Annotated in this window: 9 protein-coding genes; 4 read left to right on the top strand and 5 right to left on the bottom strand. The window is 65.2% G+C overall.

Features of this window, described 5'->3' with window-relative positions; genetic code table 11:
- Positions 1-6: 6 nt before the first annotated feature.
- From IB255_RS25405 to IB255_RS25390, 4 genes are all read right to left on the bottom strand, one after another.
- The gene (locus IB255_RS25405; RefSeq protein WP_081518608.1) at positions 7-786 is read right to left on the bottom strand and encodes an ABC transporter permease; all 780 of its coding nucleotides are present in this window, start codon (positions 784-786) and stop codon (positions 7-9) included.
- Positions 783-1715, bottom strand: a complete 933-nt coding sequence (locus tag IB255_RS25400; RefSeq protein WP_045208997.1) for an ABC transporter ATP-binding protein — start codon at positions 1713-1715, stop codon at positions 783-785. The genes IB255_RS25405 and IB255_RS25400 overlap by 4 nt, the downstream gene beginning before the upstream one ends.
- A 107-nt stretch (positions 1716-1822) precedes the next feature.
- Positions 1823-2440, bottom strand: a complete 618-nt coding sequence (locus IB255_RS25395; protein ID WP_081518609.1) for a glutathione S-transferase — start codon at positions 2438-2440, stop codon at positions 1823-1825.
- Positions 2441-2599: 159 nt separating this feature from the next.
- Complete coding sequence (locus IB255_RS25390; RefSeq protein WP_081518610.1) at positions 2600-3259, bottom strand: transglutaminase-like domain-containing protein; 660 nt, start codon at positions 3257-3259, stop codon at positions 2600-2602.
- Positions 3260-3505: 246 nt separating this feature from the next.
- Between IB255_RS25390 and IB255_RS25385 the strand changes: the two genes are divergently transcribed.
- The 4 genes from IB255_RS25385 (at position 3506) to IB255_RS25370 (ending at position 13610) form a co-directional block, all read left to right on the top strand.
- Positions 3506-5941 (top strand): acyl-CoA dehydrogenase, encoded by a 2436-nt coding sequence (locus tag IB255_RS25385; protein ID WP_081518611.1) that lies wholly within the window; start codon positions 3506-3508, stop codon positions 5939-5941.
- A gap of 116 nt (positions 5942-6057) precedes the next feature.
- Positions 6058-6471, top strand: a complete 414-nt coding sequence (locus tag IB255_RS25380) for a PA2816 family glutamine-rich protein (protein WP_081518612.1) — start codon at positions 6058-6060, stop codon at positions 6469-6471.
- Positions 6472-6543: 72 nt separating this feature from the next.
- Positions 6544-6954 (top strand): PA2817 family protein, encoded by a 411-nt coding sequence (locus IB255_RS25375; RefSeq protein ID WP_045208986.1) that lies wholly within the window; start codon positions 6544-6546, stop codon positions 6952-6954.
- Positions 6955-7250: 296 nt separating this feature from the next.
- Positions 7251-13610, top strand: a complete 6360-nt coding sequence (locus IB255_RS25370; RefSeq protein WP_225595018.1) for a DUF5801 repeats-in-toxin domain-containing protein — start codon at positions 7251-7253, stop codon at positions 13608-13610.
- A gap of 102 nt (positions 13611-13712) precedes the next feature.
- Here IB255_RS25370 and IB255_RS25365 read toward each other — a convergent pair whose 3' ends face one another.
- Entirely contained in the window at positions 13713-14471 is a 759-nt protein-coding gene (locus tag IB255_RS25365; protein ID WP_081518613.1) for a LuxR C-terminal-related transcriptional regulator, read from the bottom strand.
- Positions 14472-14983 lie beyond the last annotated feature (512 nt).

Below are 14983 nucleotides of genomic sequence, written 5' to 3'. Positions count from 1 at the left end.
CGCTGCTCACTGCCGCATGCCGCGCCCACTCACCAGCAGGCGCACGCAGAAGATGTAGAGCAGCACGGTCGCCACCAGCATGAAGACCACCGCCGTGCCGATGCGGATGTCGGACACGCCGAGAATGCCGTAGCGGAAGGCGTTGACCATGTGCAGGATCGGGTTGGCCAGCGACACGGTCTGCCAGAACGGCGGCAGCAGCGTGATCGAGTAGAACACCCCGCCCAGGTAGGTCAGCGGCGTCAGCACGAAGGTCGGGACGATGGAGATGTCGTCGAAGTTGCGCGCGAACACGGCGTTGACGAAGCCGCCCATGGAGAAGATTCCGGCGGTCAGCACCACGACCAGCACGGTAATGCCCAGGTGGTGGATCTGCAGGTCGGTGAAGAACAGCGACAGGATGGTGACGATCACACCCACCGCCAGCCCGCGCAGGACGCCGCCGCAGACGAAGCCGAGGAGGATGGTGTGCGGCGACACCGGCGAGACCAGCAGCTCCTCGATGTTGCGCTGGAACTTGCTGCCGAAGAAGCTCGACACCACGTTGCCGTAGGAGTTGGTGATCACCGACATCATGATCAGCCCCGGCACGATGTACTGCATGTAGGTGAAGCCACCCATGTCGCCGATCTGCCGGCCGATCAGGTTGCCGAAGATGACGAAGTACAGAACCATGGTGATCGCCGGCGGCAGCAGGGTCTGCGGCCAGATGCGCAGGAAGCGGCGGACTTCGCGGTAGACGATGGTGTTGAGGGCGACCCAGTTGGCGCGCAGTTCGTGACTCATACCGCCACCTTCGACAGATTCTTCTCCACCAGCGACACGAACAGTTCCTCCAGGCGGTTGCTCTTGTTGCGCAGGCTCAGCACCTGCAGGCCCTGGGCATTGAGCTGGACGAACAGCCCGTTGATGCCCAGCGACTTGTCCACCTGCACCTCCAGCGTGTGGTCATCCACCAGCCGCACCGGGTAGCCATCCAGCTTCGGCGCCTCGCTCAGGGTGCCTTGCAGGTCGAGGTAGAAGGTCTCCACATGCAGCTTGTTCAGCAGCTTGCGCATGCTGGTGTTCTCCACGATGGTGCCGTGGTCGATGATCGCGATGTTGCGGCACAGCTGCTCGGCCTCCTCCAGGTAGTGCGTGGTGAGGATGATGCTGATGCCTTCCTGGTTGAGCTCGGTGAGGAAGTTCCACATCGAGCGGCGCAGCTCGATATCCACGCCCGCGGTGGGTTCGTCGAGGATCAGCAGGCGCGGCTCATGCACCAGCGCGCGGGCGATCATCAGGCGGCGCTTCATGCCGCCGGAGAGCTCGCGGGAGGCGGAGTTGCGCTTGTCCCACAGGCCCAGCTGGGTCAGGTACTTCTCGGCGCGGCCCTTGGCCACGCTCATCGGGATGCCGTAGTAGCCGGCCTGGGTGACGACGATGTCGAACACCTTCTCGAACTGGTTGAAGTTGAATTCCTGGGGCACCACGCCGAGGCAGCGCTTGAGGCCGTACGGGTCCTTGTCCAGGTCATGGCCGAACACGTTGACCGTGCCGCTGGTCTTGTTCACCAGGGTGGAGAGGATGCCGATGGTGGTGGATTTGCCGGCGCCGTTGGGGCCCAGCAAGGCAAAGAAATCGCCCTCGGCGACGTCCAGATCGATGCCCTTGAGGGCCTGGAAGCCGTTGCCGTAGGTCTTCGTCAGTTGACGGATGGACAGCGCGGAACTCATGGGTTTTCCCGTTGCAAGTCGGTGGAAAGACGCATGTCTTTGGAAAAAAGGCCTGTTTGATAAGGGTACGCCGCGAGGATTGCAACCTCCGGGGCACGCGCAGGCATTCAGGTCAGGTCGGTCATCACTGCCGCACGGTAGGCCGGGCGGGCCTTCAGGCGCGCGTACCAGGCTTCGAGATGCGGTTGTGCCGGGCGCTCGATGGGCATTTCGAACCAAGCATAGATGAAGCTGCCCAGCGGAATGTCACCCATGCCGAATTGTTCGCCGGTGAGGTACGGCTGTTTCGCCAGCGTCGCCTCGGGGACCGCCAGCAGGCCCACGCAGGTCTCGATGGCGGCCTGGATGGCAACGGCGTCGCGCTGCTCCGGCGGGGTGCGCAGGGTACCCCAGAACACGGTGCGGAACGGCGCGGCGAAGGATGAGGTGGTCCAGTCCATCCACTTTTCGGCGCTGGCGCGTTGTTGCAGGTCCTGCGGGTACAGGTCCGGGGCGTAGTGCGCGGCGAGGTAGCGGACGATGGTGTTGGACTCCCAGAGCACGAAGCCGTCGTCGTCCAGGGTCGGCACCACGCCGTTGGGGTTCAGCGAGCGGTAGGGCTCGTCGTTGACCAGGCCGAAAACGCCGCCAGCGTCGATCCGTTCATAGGCCAGCCCGGCCTCTTCCGCGCACCAGAGCGCCTTGCGCACGTTGGAGGAATTCTTCCGGCCCCAGATCTTGAGCATGCTGCGCCTCTCTTGTTGTCGTCATTCGATGGTCGCGCGCCCGACGGACGCGATTTCGGATGACGGCACCCTACCGGCTAAGGCGCGAGGAAAAAAGACACACGTACTGATGGTTACTATCGATTACGTTCATGGCGATTACGTTCATGGGCGATTGCTTTACTGCCTTGCCGCCTCGCTGCGCATGTCGCCGGCCAGCGGCGCATCCTCACCGGTGAACAGGTGCGGGTAGCACTGCTTGAGATAGCCGAAGAAGAACTCCTCGGGCACATCGGGGAACTGGCCGTGATCGCGCAGGTACTCCATGTGCCGTTCACCTTCGCGGTTGAACGGGTGGAAGACGCTGTCGTTGCGCCCGTCGAACTCCAGCGGCAGCACGCCGAAGGCTTCGCACAGGCCGATGTCGAAGGCCGGCGTGGCCTTGACCCAGCGGCCCTCGAGGAACAGTTCGGTGTAGCCGTGCATGGCGAACACTTCGCTGCGCAGCAGTTCCAGCAGGCGCGGCGTGGCCAGGTGGTTCTTCACGTCAGCCAGGCCGATGCGCGCGGGGATGCCGCAATGCCGGGCACAGGCCGCCAGCAACGTAGCCTTGGGCACGCAGTAGGACTGCCCGGCCCCAAGCGCATGGCTGGCCTTGAGCGTCTGCGGGTCGCGGCTGAACACGTAGGGGTTGTAGCGAATCTGGTCGCGCACCGCGTAATACAGGGCCACCGCCTGCTCCAGCGGAGTACCGCCGTCGCCCCGGTGATTTAGAGCGAACTCGATTACCCCGGGGTGGTCACTATCAACGAAGCGGCTGGGCTTGAGGTATTGCTGCATGGCGCTGTCTCCGGGCTTTTCATCCTTGATGTCGGCCCCAGTCTAACCAGCGCAGGCTCCTGACCGACAAGGCGATCCGGCCAAGCTGTCCGGCCATGCGGCCATCGGTCCGATTCGCCCAGCTAAGCTTCCGGTGCATGGTGGAGGGGCTCCCACCGGGAATACCTGCCGCTGTGCTCGCGCACTCTCGTCACCAAGCCCACTACGGCCTGCGGTCGCCGGGTTGGCTGTCATGGAGGAATCCGCATGCTGCTCGTCTGGTTACTCGTCCTGATCCTCGGCGTCGCCTGGCTCGCGCACCGCCGCGCTGCGCCCCTGAAGGCACTCGGCATCGTCGCCGTGTACCTCGCACTGATGAGCCTGTTCAGCCACGCCCATGGCTGGATGGTGCTGTTGTGGCTGCTCTGGGCCGTGGTCGCGGTGACCATTCTGGCCACCGACCTGCGCCGCAGCCTGTTCACCTCGCGGCTGTTCGCCTGGTTCAAGAAGACCCTGCCGCCGATGTCCGAGACCGAACGCGAGGCCATCGAGGCCGGCACCGTCTGGTGGGATGGCCAGCTGTTCAGCGGCCGCCCGGACTGGCACACCCTGCTGGGCTATCCCAGGGCGCAATTGACCGAAGAGGAACAGGCCTTCGTCGACGGCCCCACCGAGCAGCTCTGCGCGATGATCGACGACTACGAGGTCGGCAAGGCCATGGACCTGCCGCCCGAAGCCTGGGCCTACATCAAGAGCCAGGGCTTCTTCGGCCTGATCATTCCCAAGGAATACGGCGGCAAGGGTTTCTCCGCCTTCGCCCATTCCCAGGTGGTGATGAAACTCGCCACCCGCAGCGGCGACCTCGCCTCCACCGTGATGGTGCCCAACTCCCTCGGCCCGGCCGAACTGCTGCTGCACTATGGCACCGACGCCCAGCGCCAGCGCTACCTGCCGCGCCTGGCGACTGGCGACGAGATTCCCTGCTTCGCCCTGACCAGCCCGCAGGCCGGCTCCGATGCCGGCGGCATGACCGACGTCGGCGTGGTCTGCAAGGGCCAGTGGGAAGGCGAGGAAGTTATCGGCCTGCGCCTGACCTGGGAGAAGCGCTACATCACCCTTGGCCCGGTGGCCACCCTCCTCGGCCTGGCCTTCAAGTGCCATGACCCGGACCACCTGCTGGGCGAGGAAGAAGACCTGGGCATCACCCTGGCGCTGATCCCCACCGACACCGACGGCGTGCAGATCGGCCGCCGCCACGTACCGCTGGGCGCCGCTTTCATGAACGGCCCCAACTCCGGCAAGGACGTGTTCGTGCCGCTGGAGTACATCATCGGCGGCCAGGAAATGATCGGCAAAGGCTGGATGATGCTGATGAACTGCCTGTCGGTGGGCCGCTCGATCTCCCTGCCGGCGGTGGGCACCAGCGCCGCCAAGGCCGGCAGCTACGTCAGCGGCCGCTATGCCCAGGTGCGCGAGCAGTTCAACGTGCCACTGTCGGCCTTCGAAGGCATCCAGGAAGCCCTCGCCCGCATCGGCGGCAACGCCTGGATGATGGACAGCGCACGCATCCTCACCGCCAACGCGGTGGACCTGGGCGAGAAACCCTCGGTGCTCTCCGCCATCCTCAAGTACCACCTCACCGAACGCGGTCGCGAGTGCATCGCCCACGCCATGGACATCCACGGCGGCAAGGGCATCATCATGGGTCCGAACAACTACCTGGGCCGTTCCTGGCAAGCCGCGCCGATCTTCATCACCGTCGAGGGCGCCAACATCCTCTCGCGCAACCTGATGATCTTCGGCCAGGGCGCTATCCGGTGCCATCCGTACGTGCTCAAGGAAATGGAACTGGCCCGCCGCGAGGACCAGGACCAGGCCGAGCGCGAGTTCGACGAACTGCTGCTCAACCACATCGGCTTCGCCGTCAGCAACGCCGCCAGCAGCCTGCTGCTGGGCCTGGGCTTCGGCAGCTTCGACCAGGTACCGGGCGACCGTATCAGCCGCCCGTACTACCGCGCGCTGAACCGTCTGGCCGCGTCCTTCGCCCTGCTCGCAGACTTCAGCATGATGATGCTCGGCGGCGAGCTGAAGCGCCGCGAGCGCCTGTCCGCGCGGCTGGGCGATGCGCTGAGCCACCTCTACCTGGGCTCTGCCGCGCTCAAGCGCTACCACGACCTGGACAACCCGGACTACCTGCACCCGCTGCTGCACTGGGCCATGGAGGAAAACCTGGAGAAGGCCGAAGCCGCGCTGGCCGACCTGATCGACAACTTCCCCAACCGCGCCTTCGCCTGCCTGCTGCGCGTGCTGGTGCTGCCGCTGGGCCGTCGCCACCGTGGCCCGAGCGACGCGCTGGATGCCGAGATCGCCCACATCCTCGGCCGCCCGCTGAGCGACCCGGCGCTACAGGCGATCCTCGCCGGCGCGCACCTGCCCACTGGCGAAGATGATCCGGTAGCCAAGCTCACCTTCGCCTACGACCAGCTCGCTGCCGCGGCGCCCCTGCAGAAGAAGCTGCACAAGGCGCTCAAGGAGCACGGCGTCAGTCCCAAACCGGGGCAGTCGCCGATCGATGCCGCACGCGACGCCGGGGTGCTGGAAGCCGCGGAAGCGGAGACCCTGCACGCCGCCGAACGCGCCCGTCGCGCCGTGATCGACGTGGATGATTTCTCTAAAGAAGAACTGGCCGGCAAGGCCGACTGAGTTGCGACTTTCACGCACGGGGCGCCTTCGGGCGCCTCTTTTTTCTCCGACGCACAGCAATGCCGGCCCGTGCTATCGGGTGCACACTGAAGGCATCAACCCATGGAGAACCGCACATGCGTCGATCCATCTTCCTGCTGCTCATACTGCTGGCCGGCAGCGCTTACGCTGACCCTTGGCTCTACCCCAGCCGCCCGCGTCCGGCGCCCGCGCCCAGCCCGGTCATCGACCCGATCCAGCAACAGCAGGACAGCCTGCGCCGCCAGCAGCAACTGCGGCAGAACCAGCTCGACAGCCAGCGCCTGAACTACGAGGACCAACGCCTGCAGCGCCAGCAGCAGGATTTGCAGCGCCAGCAGGACAACCAGCAGCGCTGGAACGAACAGCGCCGGCAGAGCGACCAGATGATCCAGCGGCAGAAGAACGAATTGCAGCAGGACCAGCTGCGCCAGCAACAGCGCATGCTCGACCAGCAGCGCCAGCAGATCGACAACCAGCGCCGGCAGATCCAGATGCGCCCGCTCCGCTGATCGCCCCGGCGGCAGCGGCGGCGAAACCCGATATACTCCCCGGCCGTTTGCACACAGCTCCAGAGGAATCCCATGGCCAGCGCCTATCTCGACCACCACATCGCCCTGCTCAACCACCTGCGCATGATCCTTGGCGCCCTGGGCGAAGCCGAGCAGGTTCCCGAGGACAACCACGGCCTGTTCCTCGAGCGCTTCGACGAACTGCTGGTGGAACTGCCGCGCGATCCGGAAGGCGCCCAGTACCTGGGCCAGGACCTGATCAGCCAGATCTTCCACCGCTACCCGCAGATCGCCCACCTGATCCCGCGTGACCTGCTGTGGTTCTTCGGTGGCGACTGCCTGCACTACATGCCCGACGAGGAACTGCAGATGTACCAGCAGCTCGACGAGCGTCGCTTCGAAGCCGAAGAAAACGGCGAACCCTTCGACTGGAACCGCGAGAAGCAGCTGCTCGCGCTGCCGGAAGACACGCCCAAGCACTAAGCACCGAACAGAACCAGAGAAGCCCGCATGATGCGGGCTTTTTCATGGGCGATCACCAGCTGTTCGCCGCTGTCTCCCGCATCAATCCGACGCTTCTACCTCTCGTCGGCAAGCGCTGCCCTGCAACCCGCGCAGCACCTGCGCTGCCCTGCCCGCCTAGTCCGAAACTCCCAGCCCGCCTGGGAGTATCGGCCGATGCGCATTCCCCGGGGCGTCCCCATAGTCGTGGCATGTAGCAGTAAAAGGCCAGCAGTCGAGGTCTGGCCGCCACGCATGGAAATGCCCGGGAGAACATCATGACCCTCCATAAGAAGATTGCGTCGCCAACGCGCCCCACCGCAGATGACACCAACAGCCCTTCCGTTACCACCGACCAGAACGACTATGCCCCCGGCAGCACCGCCATCATCACCGCCAGCGGCTTCACCGCCGGCAGCACCGTGAAGATCGAGGTGGACCACGCCACCAGCCCCGGCGCCGACGGCGCTTGGGGTACCCCGGATGACGTACTCAACACCAGTGCCGGTGCCGGACACGATCCCTGGTACGTGACCGACGGCGGCGCCGGCGACCTGGACGGCCAGGTCAACGGCAGCATCACCACTTCCTGGTATGTCGACCCGGACGACTCGGCAGGGGCAAGATTCCTGCTCTCCGCTTCCAGTGACGGCGCCACGGCGACCGCCACCTTTACCGACGCCGGCCCCGTCGTGTCGGCAACCGGCGTGACCGTCTCGCTGGACGAAACCGCCGGCCTGCAGAACGCCACGGCCACCCCGAGCCCGGCGGGCGACGCCAATGACAACGATATCCTCCTCGCGTCCCTGCCTGCCGCGTTCACCGCCCGCCTGACGGCCCTGGGCGCCGGCACTGCCTCGGGCGCCGCCCTGAGCGGCTATACCGGCGCGGCCGGCAACACCGGCAGCAACGCCTTCACCATCAGCGTCGCCCCCGGCGGAGCCATCACCGACATTCTCTTCACCGGCAGCAACGGCGCGCCGCTCAACGGCCTGGACAGCGGCCTGGATACCCTCGCCGGGCAGGACATCCTTCTCTACACCGACGTCACCAACAACAACGTGCTGGTCGGGCGTGCCGGCGGTCCCGCGGGCGCCATCGTGTTCGCCGCCTACATCGAGGAAACCGGCTCGCCGGTCAGCGGTGGCAAGATCTGGACCGTGGAGTACCAGCCGCTCAAACACCCGGTCACCAGCAATCCTGACGACGCTCTCGACCTGCTGAACAAGGTCTTCATCGGCACCAGCCAGGACCTGACCTTCAGCCTGGCCGACGCGCCGTCCGGGCAGAACCTGTTCCTGATGTTCACCACGGAAACGCCCACGACGGTCAATGACAACGGGGTGATCCGCATCACCGACCCGACCATCATCGCCACCGGCAGGGACCCGGCCAACCAGTCCACCGGCGCCAACATCACCACCGGCGACACCATCAACACCAGCCAGGCCGGCGGCCCGACCACCTTCGGCACCAACAACCAGATGATCACCGAGCAGGAAGGCATAAGGTTCACCTTCGTCACCGGCGCCCGGCAGAACGTGACCATCCCCAACCTGGACCAGAACGAAGCGGACGTTGAAGTCAACATCGACTTCACCCAGATGTTCAATGCCAAGACCGCCAGCTTCGACGTCGTGCAGCTGCAGAGCGGCAAGAGCGCCATCGTCAAACTCAGCGCCTTCAGCACCGCGGTCGAAGCGGGTAACGCCTTCATCGACGGCTATGCCGGCGACGCGACGGTCGCCATCACCAACGTCCGCGTTCTCAACAGCACCACCGGTGCGGTGCTGGAGAACTCCAACGGCTCGGTGAACGATCCGGGCATCACCATCACCATCACCGGTGGCGTGGCGACCATCACCGGTGTGCTGGCCGGCTACAAGATCGAGTACACCACCACAGCCGATCACAACCGCGTGCTGGTCGAGAACGGCTCTGCGGTCGGCGCCAAGGGAAATGACCACGCCGCCTTCGACATCGGCGGCTTCAAGCTGCTGCAGGTGTCCACCGCCACGGCGGAAATCGGCTCGAAGATGATCTTCGAGGACGACGGCCCGAGCATCAGCACCACCGGCACCGAACCCACGCTGACGGTGGACGAGTCCGTCCTCACCACCGATGCCTCGCAGAGCTTCGCCGCGAACTTCACCTCGGCCTTCGGCGCCGACGGCGCGGGCACCCTGACCTATGCGCTGAGTGTGATCGCCGGCGCCTCCGGGCTGGTCGACACGGCCACCGGACAAGCCGTGAACCTGGCCATGAACGGCGCCGTGGTGGAAGGCCGCACGGCCATCAGCAACGACCTGGTGTTCACCGTCAGCGTGGCCGCCAACGGCACCGTGACGCTGGACCAGCAGCGCGCCATCGTGCACGCCAACACCAGCAATCCGGATGACTCGAAGACCCTGACCTCCGACGACCTGGTGAAACTGACCGCGACCAAGACCGACGGTGACGGCGATAGCGCCCAGGCCACGCTGAACATCGGCCAGAACCTGGTGTTCAAGGACGACGGCCCGAACATCAGCACCACTGGCGTCGAGCCGGTGATGACGGTGGACGAGTCGGTGCTGGCGACCGACTCCACGCAGAACTTCGCCGCCAACTTCACCTCGGCCTTCGGTGCCGACGGGGCCGGTACCCTCACCTACGCGCTGAGCGTGATCGCAGGGGCGTCGGGGCTGACCGACACGGCTACCGGCGAAGCGGTGAACCTGTCGATGAATGGCGCCGTGGTCGAAGGACGCACCGCCACCACCAACCAGTTGGTGTTCACCGTCAGCGTCGCCGCCAATGGTGATGTTACCCTCGACCAGCAGCGCGCCATCGTCCACGCCGACACCAGCAACCCGGACGACTCCAGAAGCCTCACCTCGGACGACCTGGTGAAACTTACCGCGACCAAGACCGACGGCGACGGCGACAGCGCCCAGGCCACGCTGAACATCGGGCAGAACCTGGTGTTCAAGGACGACGGACCGAACATCAGCACCACCGGCGTCGAGCCAGTGATGACGGTGGACGAAACCGTGCTGGCCACCAACGCCACGGCTAACTTCGCCGGCAACTTCACCTCGGGCTTCGGCGCCGACGGCGCGGGCACGCTGACTTATGCGCTGAGCGTGATTGCCGGTGCCTCCGGGCTGACCGATACGGCCACCGGACAAGCCGTGAACCTGGCCATGAATGGCGCCGTGGTGGAAGGCCGCACGGCCATCAGCAACGACCTGGTGTTTACCGTCAGCGTCGCCGCCAATGGAGACGTTACCCTCGACCAGCAGCGCGCCATCGTCCACGCCAACACCAGCGATCCGGATGATTCCAGGACCCTGACCTCCGACAACCTGGTGAAACTGACCGCGACCAAGACCGACGGCGACGGCGACAGCACCCAGGCCACGCTGAACATCGGGCAGAACCTGGTGTTCAAGGACGACGGACCGAACATCAGCACCACCGGCGTCGAGCCGGTGATGACGGTGGACGAATCGGTGCTGGCGACCAACTCCACGCAGAACTTCGCCGCCAACTTCACCTCGGGCTTCGGAGCCGACGGGGCCGGTACCCTGACCTATGCACTGAGCGTGATCGCCGGTGCTTCGGGGCTGACCGACACGGCTACCGGCGAAGCGGTGAATCTGTCGATGAACGGCGCCGTGGTCGAAGGCCGCACCGCTACCACCAACCAGCTGGTGTTCACCCTCAGCGTGGCCGCCAATGGCGACGTCACCCTCGACCAGCAACGGGCCATCGTCCACGCCAACACCAGCGACCCGGATGACTCCAGGACCCTGACCTCCGACGACCTGGTGAAACTCACCGCGACCAAGACCGACGGCGACGGTGACAGTGTCCAGGCCACGCTGAACATCGGGCAGAACCTGGTGTTCAAGGACGACGGCCCGAACATCAGCACCACCGGCACCGAGCCGACCCTGACGGTGGACGAGTCCGACCTGACCGTCGACGCGACCCAGAGCTTCGCCGGCAACTTCAGCTCGGGCTTCGGCGCCGATGGAGCCGGCACCCTGGCCTATGCGCTGAGCGTGATCGCTGGAGGCTCCGGGCTGACCGACACGGCCACCGGTGAGGCAGTGAACCTGTCCATGAACGGCGCCGTGGTGGAGGGCCGCACGGTCACCACCAACCTGCTGGTGTTCAAGGTGAGCGTTGCCGCCAATGGTGACGTCACCCTCGACCAGCAGCGCGCCATCGTCCACGCCGACACCAGCAATCCGGACGACTCCAGAACCCTCACCTCGGACGACCTGGTGAAACTCACCGCAACCAAGACCGACAAGGATGGCGACAGCGTCCAGGCCACCCTCAACATCGGCCAGAACCTGGTGTTCAAGGATGCCGGCCCGAGCATCAGCCCCACCGGCACCGAACCGGTACTGACAGTGGATGACTCGGACCTGACCACCAACGCCCTGCAGGCCTTCTCCGCCAACTTCCTCTCGTCGTTCGGCGCCGACGGGGCCGGCACCCTGACCTACACCCTGGGTTGCGTCTCGGGAGCTTCCGGGCTCACCGATACCGCTACCGGGCAGTCGGTGGTGCTCTCGCTCAATGGCACCGTGGTGGAAGGCCGCTGCGCCATCAGCAATGACCTGGTGTTCACCGTCAGCGTCAATGCCAACGGTGATGTCACCCTCGACCAGCAACGCGCCATCGTCCACGCCAACACCAGCGACCCGGATGACTCGCGGACTCTTACCTCGGACAACCTGGTGACCCTGACCGCGACCAAGACTGACGGCGACGGCGACAGCGCCCAGACCACGATCAACATCGGCCAGAACCTGATCTTCAAGGACGACGGGCCGACCATCAGCACCACTGGCAGCGAGCCGACCCTGACGGTGGACGAAACCGTGCTGGCCACCAACGCCACGGCGAACTTTGCCGCCAACTTCAGTTCGGGCTTCGGCGCCGACGGAGCCGGCACCCTCACTTACGCCCTGAGCGTGGTCGCCGGAGCGTCAGGGCTGGTCGACACCGCCACCGGGCAGGCAGTCAACCTGTCGGTCAACAACGGCGTGGTGGAGGGCCGCACCGCCGTCAGCAATGTGCTGGTCTTCACCGTCAGCGCAGCTACCAACGGCGACGTCACCCTCGACCAGATGCGCGCCGTGGTCCACGCCAATGCCAGCGATCCGGATGACACCAGGACGCTCACCTCGGACAGCCTGGTGAAACTCACCGCGACCATCACCGACAAGGACGGCGACAGCGCCCAGGCCACCCTGAACATCGGGCAGAACCTGATCTTCCGCGACGACGGGCCAGCCCTGGCCTTCGGCAACATCGTCGGCACCGGCAGCACCATCGCCCAGACCGGCTACTGGGACCATGCCTTCGGTGCCGACGGCAGCAGCGCGGCAGGCCTGGATATCGTCCTGGCGAACGGGCAGTTCACCCTGGTTCGACCCAACGGCACCACCACCACCGGGACCGGCACACTCACCGAAACGTCACCGTCGCCGGATGCCAATGGCGCCTTCCACTTCGCCGGCACCCTCACCGGTGACTTCGACAACAACGCCAGCACCGCCAACACCAGCGTCGACTACACGCTGACGGCCCTGGCCGACGGTACCTACACCCTGGACCTGGTGCAGGGCTTCAGTTCGACACTGGTATTGAGCACCGCCAATGGCCAGCTCGGCGCCGGCGGCCCGGACCCGGTGCAGACCCTGACCATCGGCACCGACGCCGTGGTGTTCTTCGCGGCCAAGGCGCTGGCACCACAGACCGGCTCGAACAGCATCCTCACCGGTATCGGCCTGGGCTTGACCGACCCCACCGAGGCGCAGTTGCAGACCAATCCGCTGCCGTCCTACATCGACGACCAGAAGGCCCTCAACGTCAGTACCTCCGGCATCGGTGTGAAGAACAACGTCCTGCAGGGCAGTGGTGCCGGCATTACCGCCGGTGACGACAGCTTCGTCGCCAACCCGCAGACGCTGCTGACCTCGGTGAAGGTCTTCATCGACAACTCGGTGGGCGGCTACGACCCGACGTCGGAGTCGCTGTACTACGTCGCCTACTACGACGACGGCACGACCTCCGGCGCACCGATCAAGGTGCTGGCGGCGAACCTGCAGAACGAGTCCGGCGGGCAGAAATCCTTCACCGTGCAGACCGTCGCCGGCAAGCTGATCGACGCCATCCAGCTGACCATGGCCGAGGGCATGATCAAGGTCCCGACCATCCAGTTCATCAAGCAGGTCGAGAACCTGGCCAGTGACGTCAAGCTGTCGTTCAACGCCACGGTGACCGACAAGGACGGCGACGCGGCGACCAGCTCCTTCAGCGCCAACCTGTTCGCCAACAAGACCGCCGGTGGAACCTTCGACTACATGCTGACAGGCGTGACCGGCACGAAAGAGGCCTTCAACATCGACCTCGCGCGCACCGAGAACAAGTACCAGGTCACCGGCTTCGACACCACGGGCCAGCGTGACAAGCTGGTCCTCAATGGCGACGCCACGTCGACCGTGCAGAGCATCGACAACAGTGGCGCCAACAGTATCGTGACGATCCACGAGACCGGCGGGCAGCTGACGACCATCACCCTGGTCGGGGTCGATATCCTCAACACCGATATCGTGCACGGCAGCGCCACGTAGTTCGCACGCGGGAAAGGTGCGGGGGTGGTGTGGAAACCACCCCCGCATCGTTTTTTCAGGACAGGGAGAACAGAGCAGGCATTCGTGCCGGCAGGTGTCGCTTCAAGTGCCTCTGAGCGAAGAGCCATTGCCCGGCGGCTGCGTCCGGTCCAGCTCCACCCAGGCGGACTCCGGCGGCTCCTCGCTGCCCGCCAGTCCGTGCTTCAACGCGTACATCAGCAGGTCCATGCGGTTGATCAGATTGAGCTTCTGGTAGATGTTGCTCAGGTGGTTATGCACCGTGTGTTCGCTGATGCCCAGGCGCTCGGCGATGCTCATGTACTTGGCTGACGGGTCCTCGACGATGGCGCTGATCAGCTCGCGCTCGCGCAGCGTCAGCCGCGCCTGCTTGGCCTGCTCGTGGTTGCACTTGAGCGGTACATGCCCACTGGCGGCGTAGCCGGAAAGCCCACCCGCCCAGGCGCGGTCCAGGCCGATATCGCGATGGTGGACATTGACGATCGCCTGGATGATCGACTCGGTCGGGTCTTCCGCCAGCACGATGCCCCGCGCCCCCGCCTCTATCGCCTGGGCGACCGGGACTGCCTCGTACAGCCCCTTGAGCACCAGCACTTTCATCTGCGCGCTGCGGGTCAGTTCGCCGACCACCTCCAGCGGGTTCAGGGCATCGGGAAAGAAGCTGAAGAAGATCACGTCGGGGCGTTGCTGGTCGGCCAGGTCCAGGGCATAGGTGTAGGTCGTGGCCTGGCCGCTGACCTCCATGCGTGGCTTCCTGGCATTGATCAGGTCGTGAAGACCGATCAGAACAAGCGGGCGGCAATCGATCAGCATCACCCGTATCGGCTTTCTGTGGTCAGACATGGCTGGCTGACCCCCTCTGCATAAGGATTCGCGCGCTCCAGCCCATCGGTGTTGTTCTCACCGGGCCACAGCGATTAGAAGCAAGACGCAAGCGGCGAAAGGTTCTCGCGGTGCCAGCCCCGGAGCTGGCGGACAGGGACTTCTTTGGCGCGGGCATTACCTCCGCGCACCCGGCCAAAGGCGGCTTTCCCGGGCCGGGAAATGCCTTCGCGGCAGCATGAATACGAATATCTACCAACCAGCTGCACATGATGCTGTGCTCCCTCGTCCGGTCACCTGAGTCTAGGTCAGGCCGCTTCGCTACCCGTCTTGCCACCCGTCGACCAGCGGTTCGATTTCGCGGCGAACGGTCGTGCCGCTCGTCCCTGGCGACACGCTCCACACCCGGAAAATCAAAAGCTTGGAAACGCCCGCGACACTCGCCAAGCAGCTGCCGATCACGGCCCGGCTCGTCAATTAAACGACGAGTGGCTTGGGAGAAATCACGATAAGCACAATCTCGTCAAAATCTC

The sequence above is a fragment of the Pseudomonas sp. PDM22 genome (assembly GCF_014851965.1).
In the GTDB taxonomy this organism is placed as follows: Bacteria; Pseudomonadota; Gammaproteobacteria; order Pseudomonadales; family Pseudomonadaceae; genus Pseudomonas.
The sequence above is the reverse complement of the archived record's forward strand: the minus strand, read 5'-3'. Positions and strand labels throughout refer to the sequence as shown.

What these genes read in the sequence shown, in the direction of transcription:
- IB255_RS25405 (WP_081518608.1), bottom strand. Translation starts at nt 786, where the DNA reads ATGAGTCACGAACTGCGCGCCAACTGGGTCGCCCTCAACACCATCGTC.
- IB255_RS25400 (WP_045208997.1), bottom strand. Translation starts at nt 1,715, where the DNA reads ATGAGTTCCGCGCTGTCCATCCGTCAACTGACGAAGACCTACGGCAAC.
- IB255_RS25395 (WP_081518609.1), bottom strand. Translation starts at nt 2,440, where the DNA reads ATGCTCAAGATCTGGGGCCGGAAGAATTCCTCCAACGTGCGCAAGGCG.
- IB255_RS25390 (WP_081518610.1), bottom strand. Translation starts at nt 3,259, where the DNA reads ATGCAGCAATACCTCAAGCCCAGCCGCTTCGTTGATAGTGACCACCCC.
- IB255_RS25385 (WP_081518611.1), top strand. Translation starts at nt 3,506, where the DNA reads ATGCTGCTCGTCTGGTTACTCGTCCTGATCCTCGGCGTCGCCTGGCTC.
- IB255_RS25380 (WP_081518612.1), top strand. Translation starts at nt 6,058, where the DNA reads ATGCGTCGATCCATCTTCCTGCTGCTCATACTGCTGGCCGGCAGCGCT.
- IB255_RS25375 (WP_045208986.1), top strand. Translation starts at nt 6,544, where the DNA reads ATGGCCAGCGCCTATCTCGACCACCACATCGCCCTGCTCAACCACCTG.
- IB255_RS25370 (WP_225595018.1), top strand. Translation starts at nt 7,251, where the DNA reads ATGACCCTCCATAAGAAGATTGCGTCGCCAACGCGCCCCACCGCAGAT.
- IB255_RS25365 (WP_081518613.1), bottom strand. Translation starts at nt 14,471, where the DNA reads ATGTCTGACCACAGAAAGCCGATACGGGTGATGCTGATCGATTGCCGC.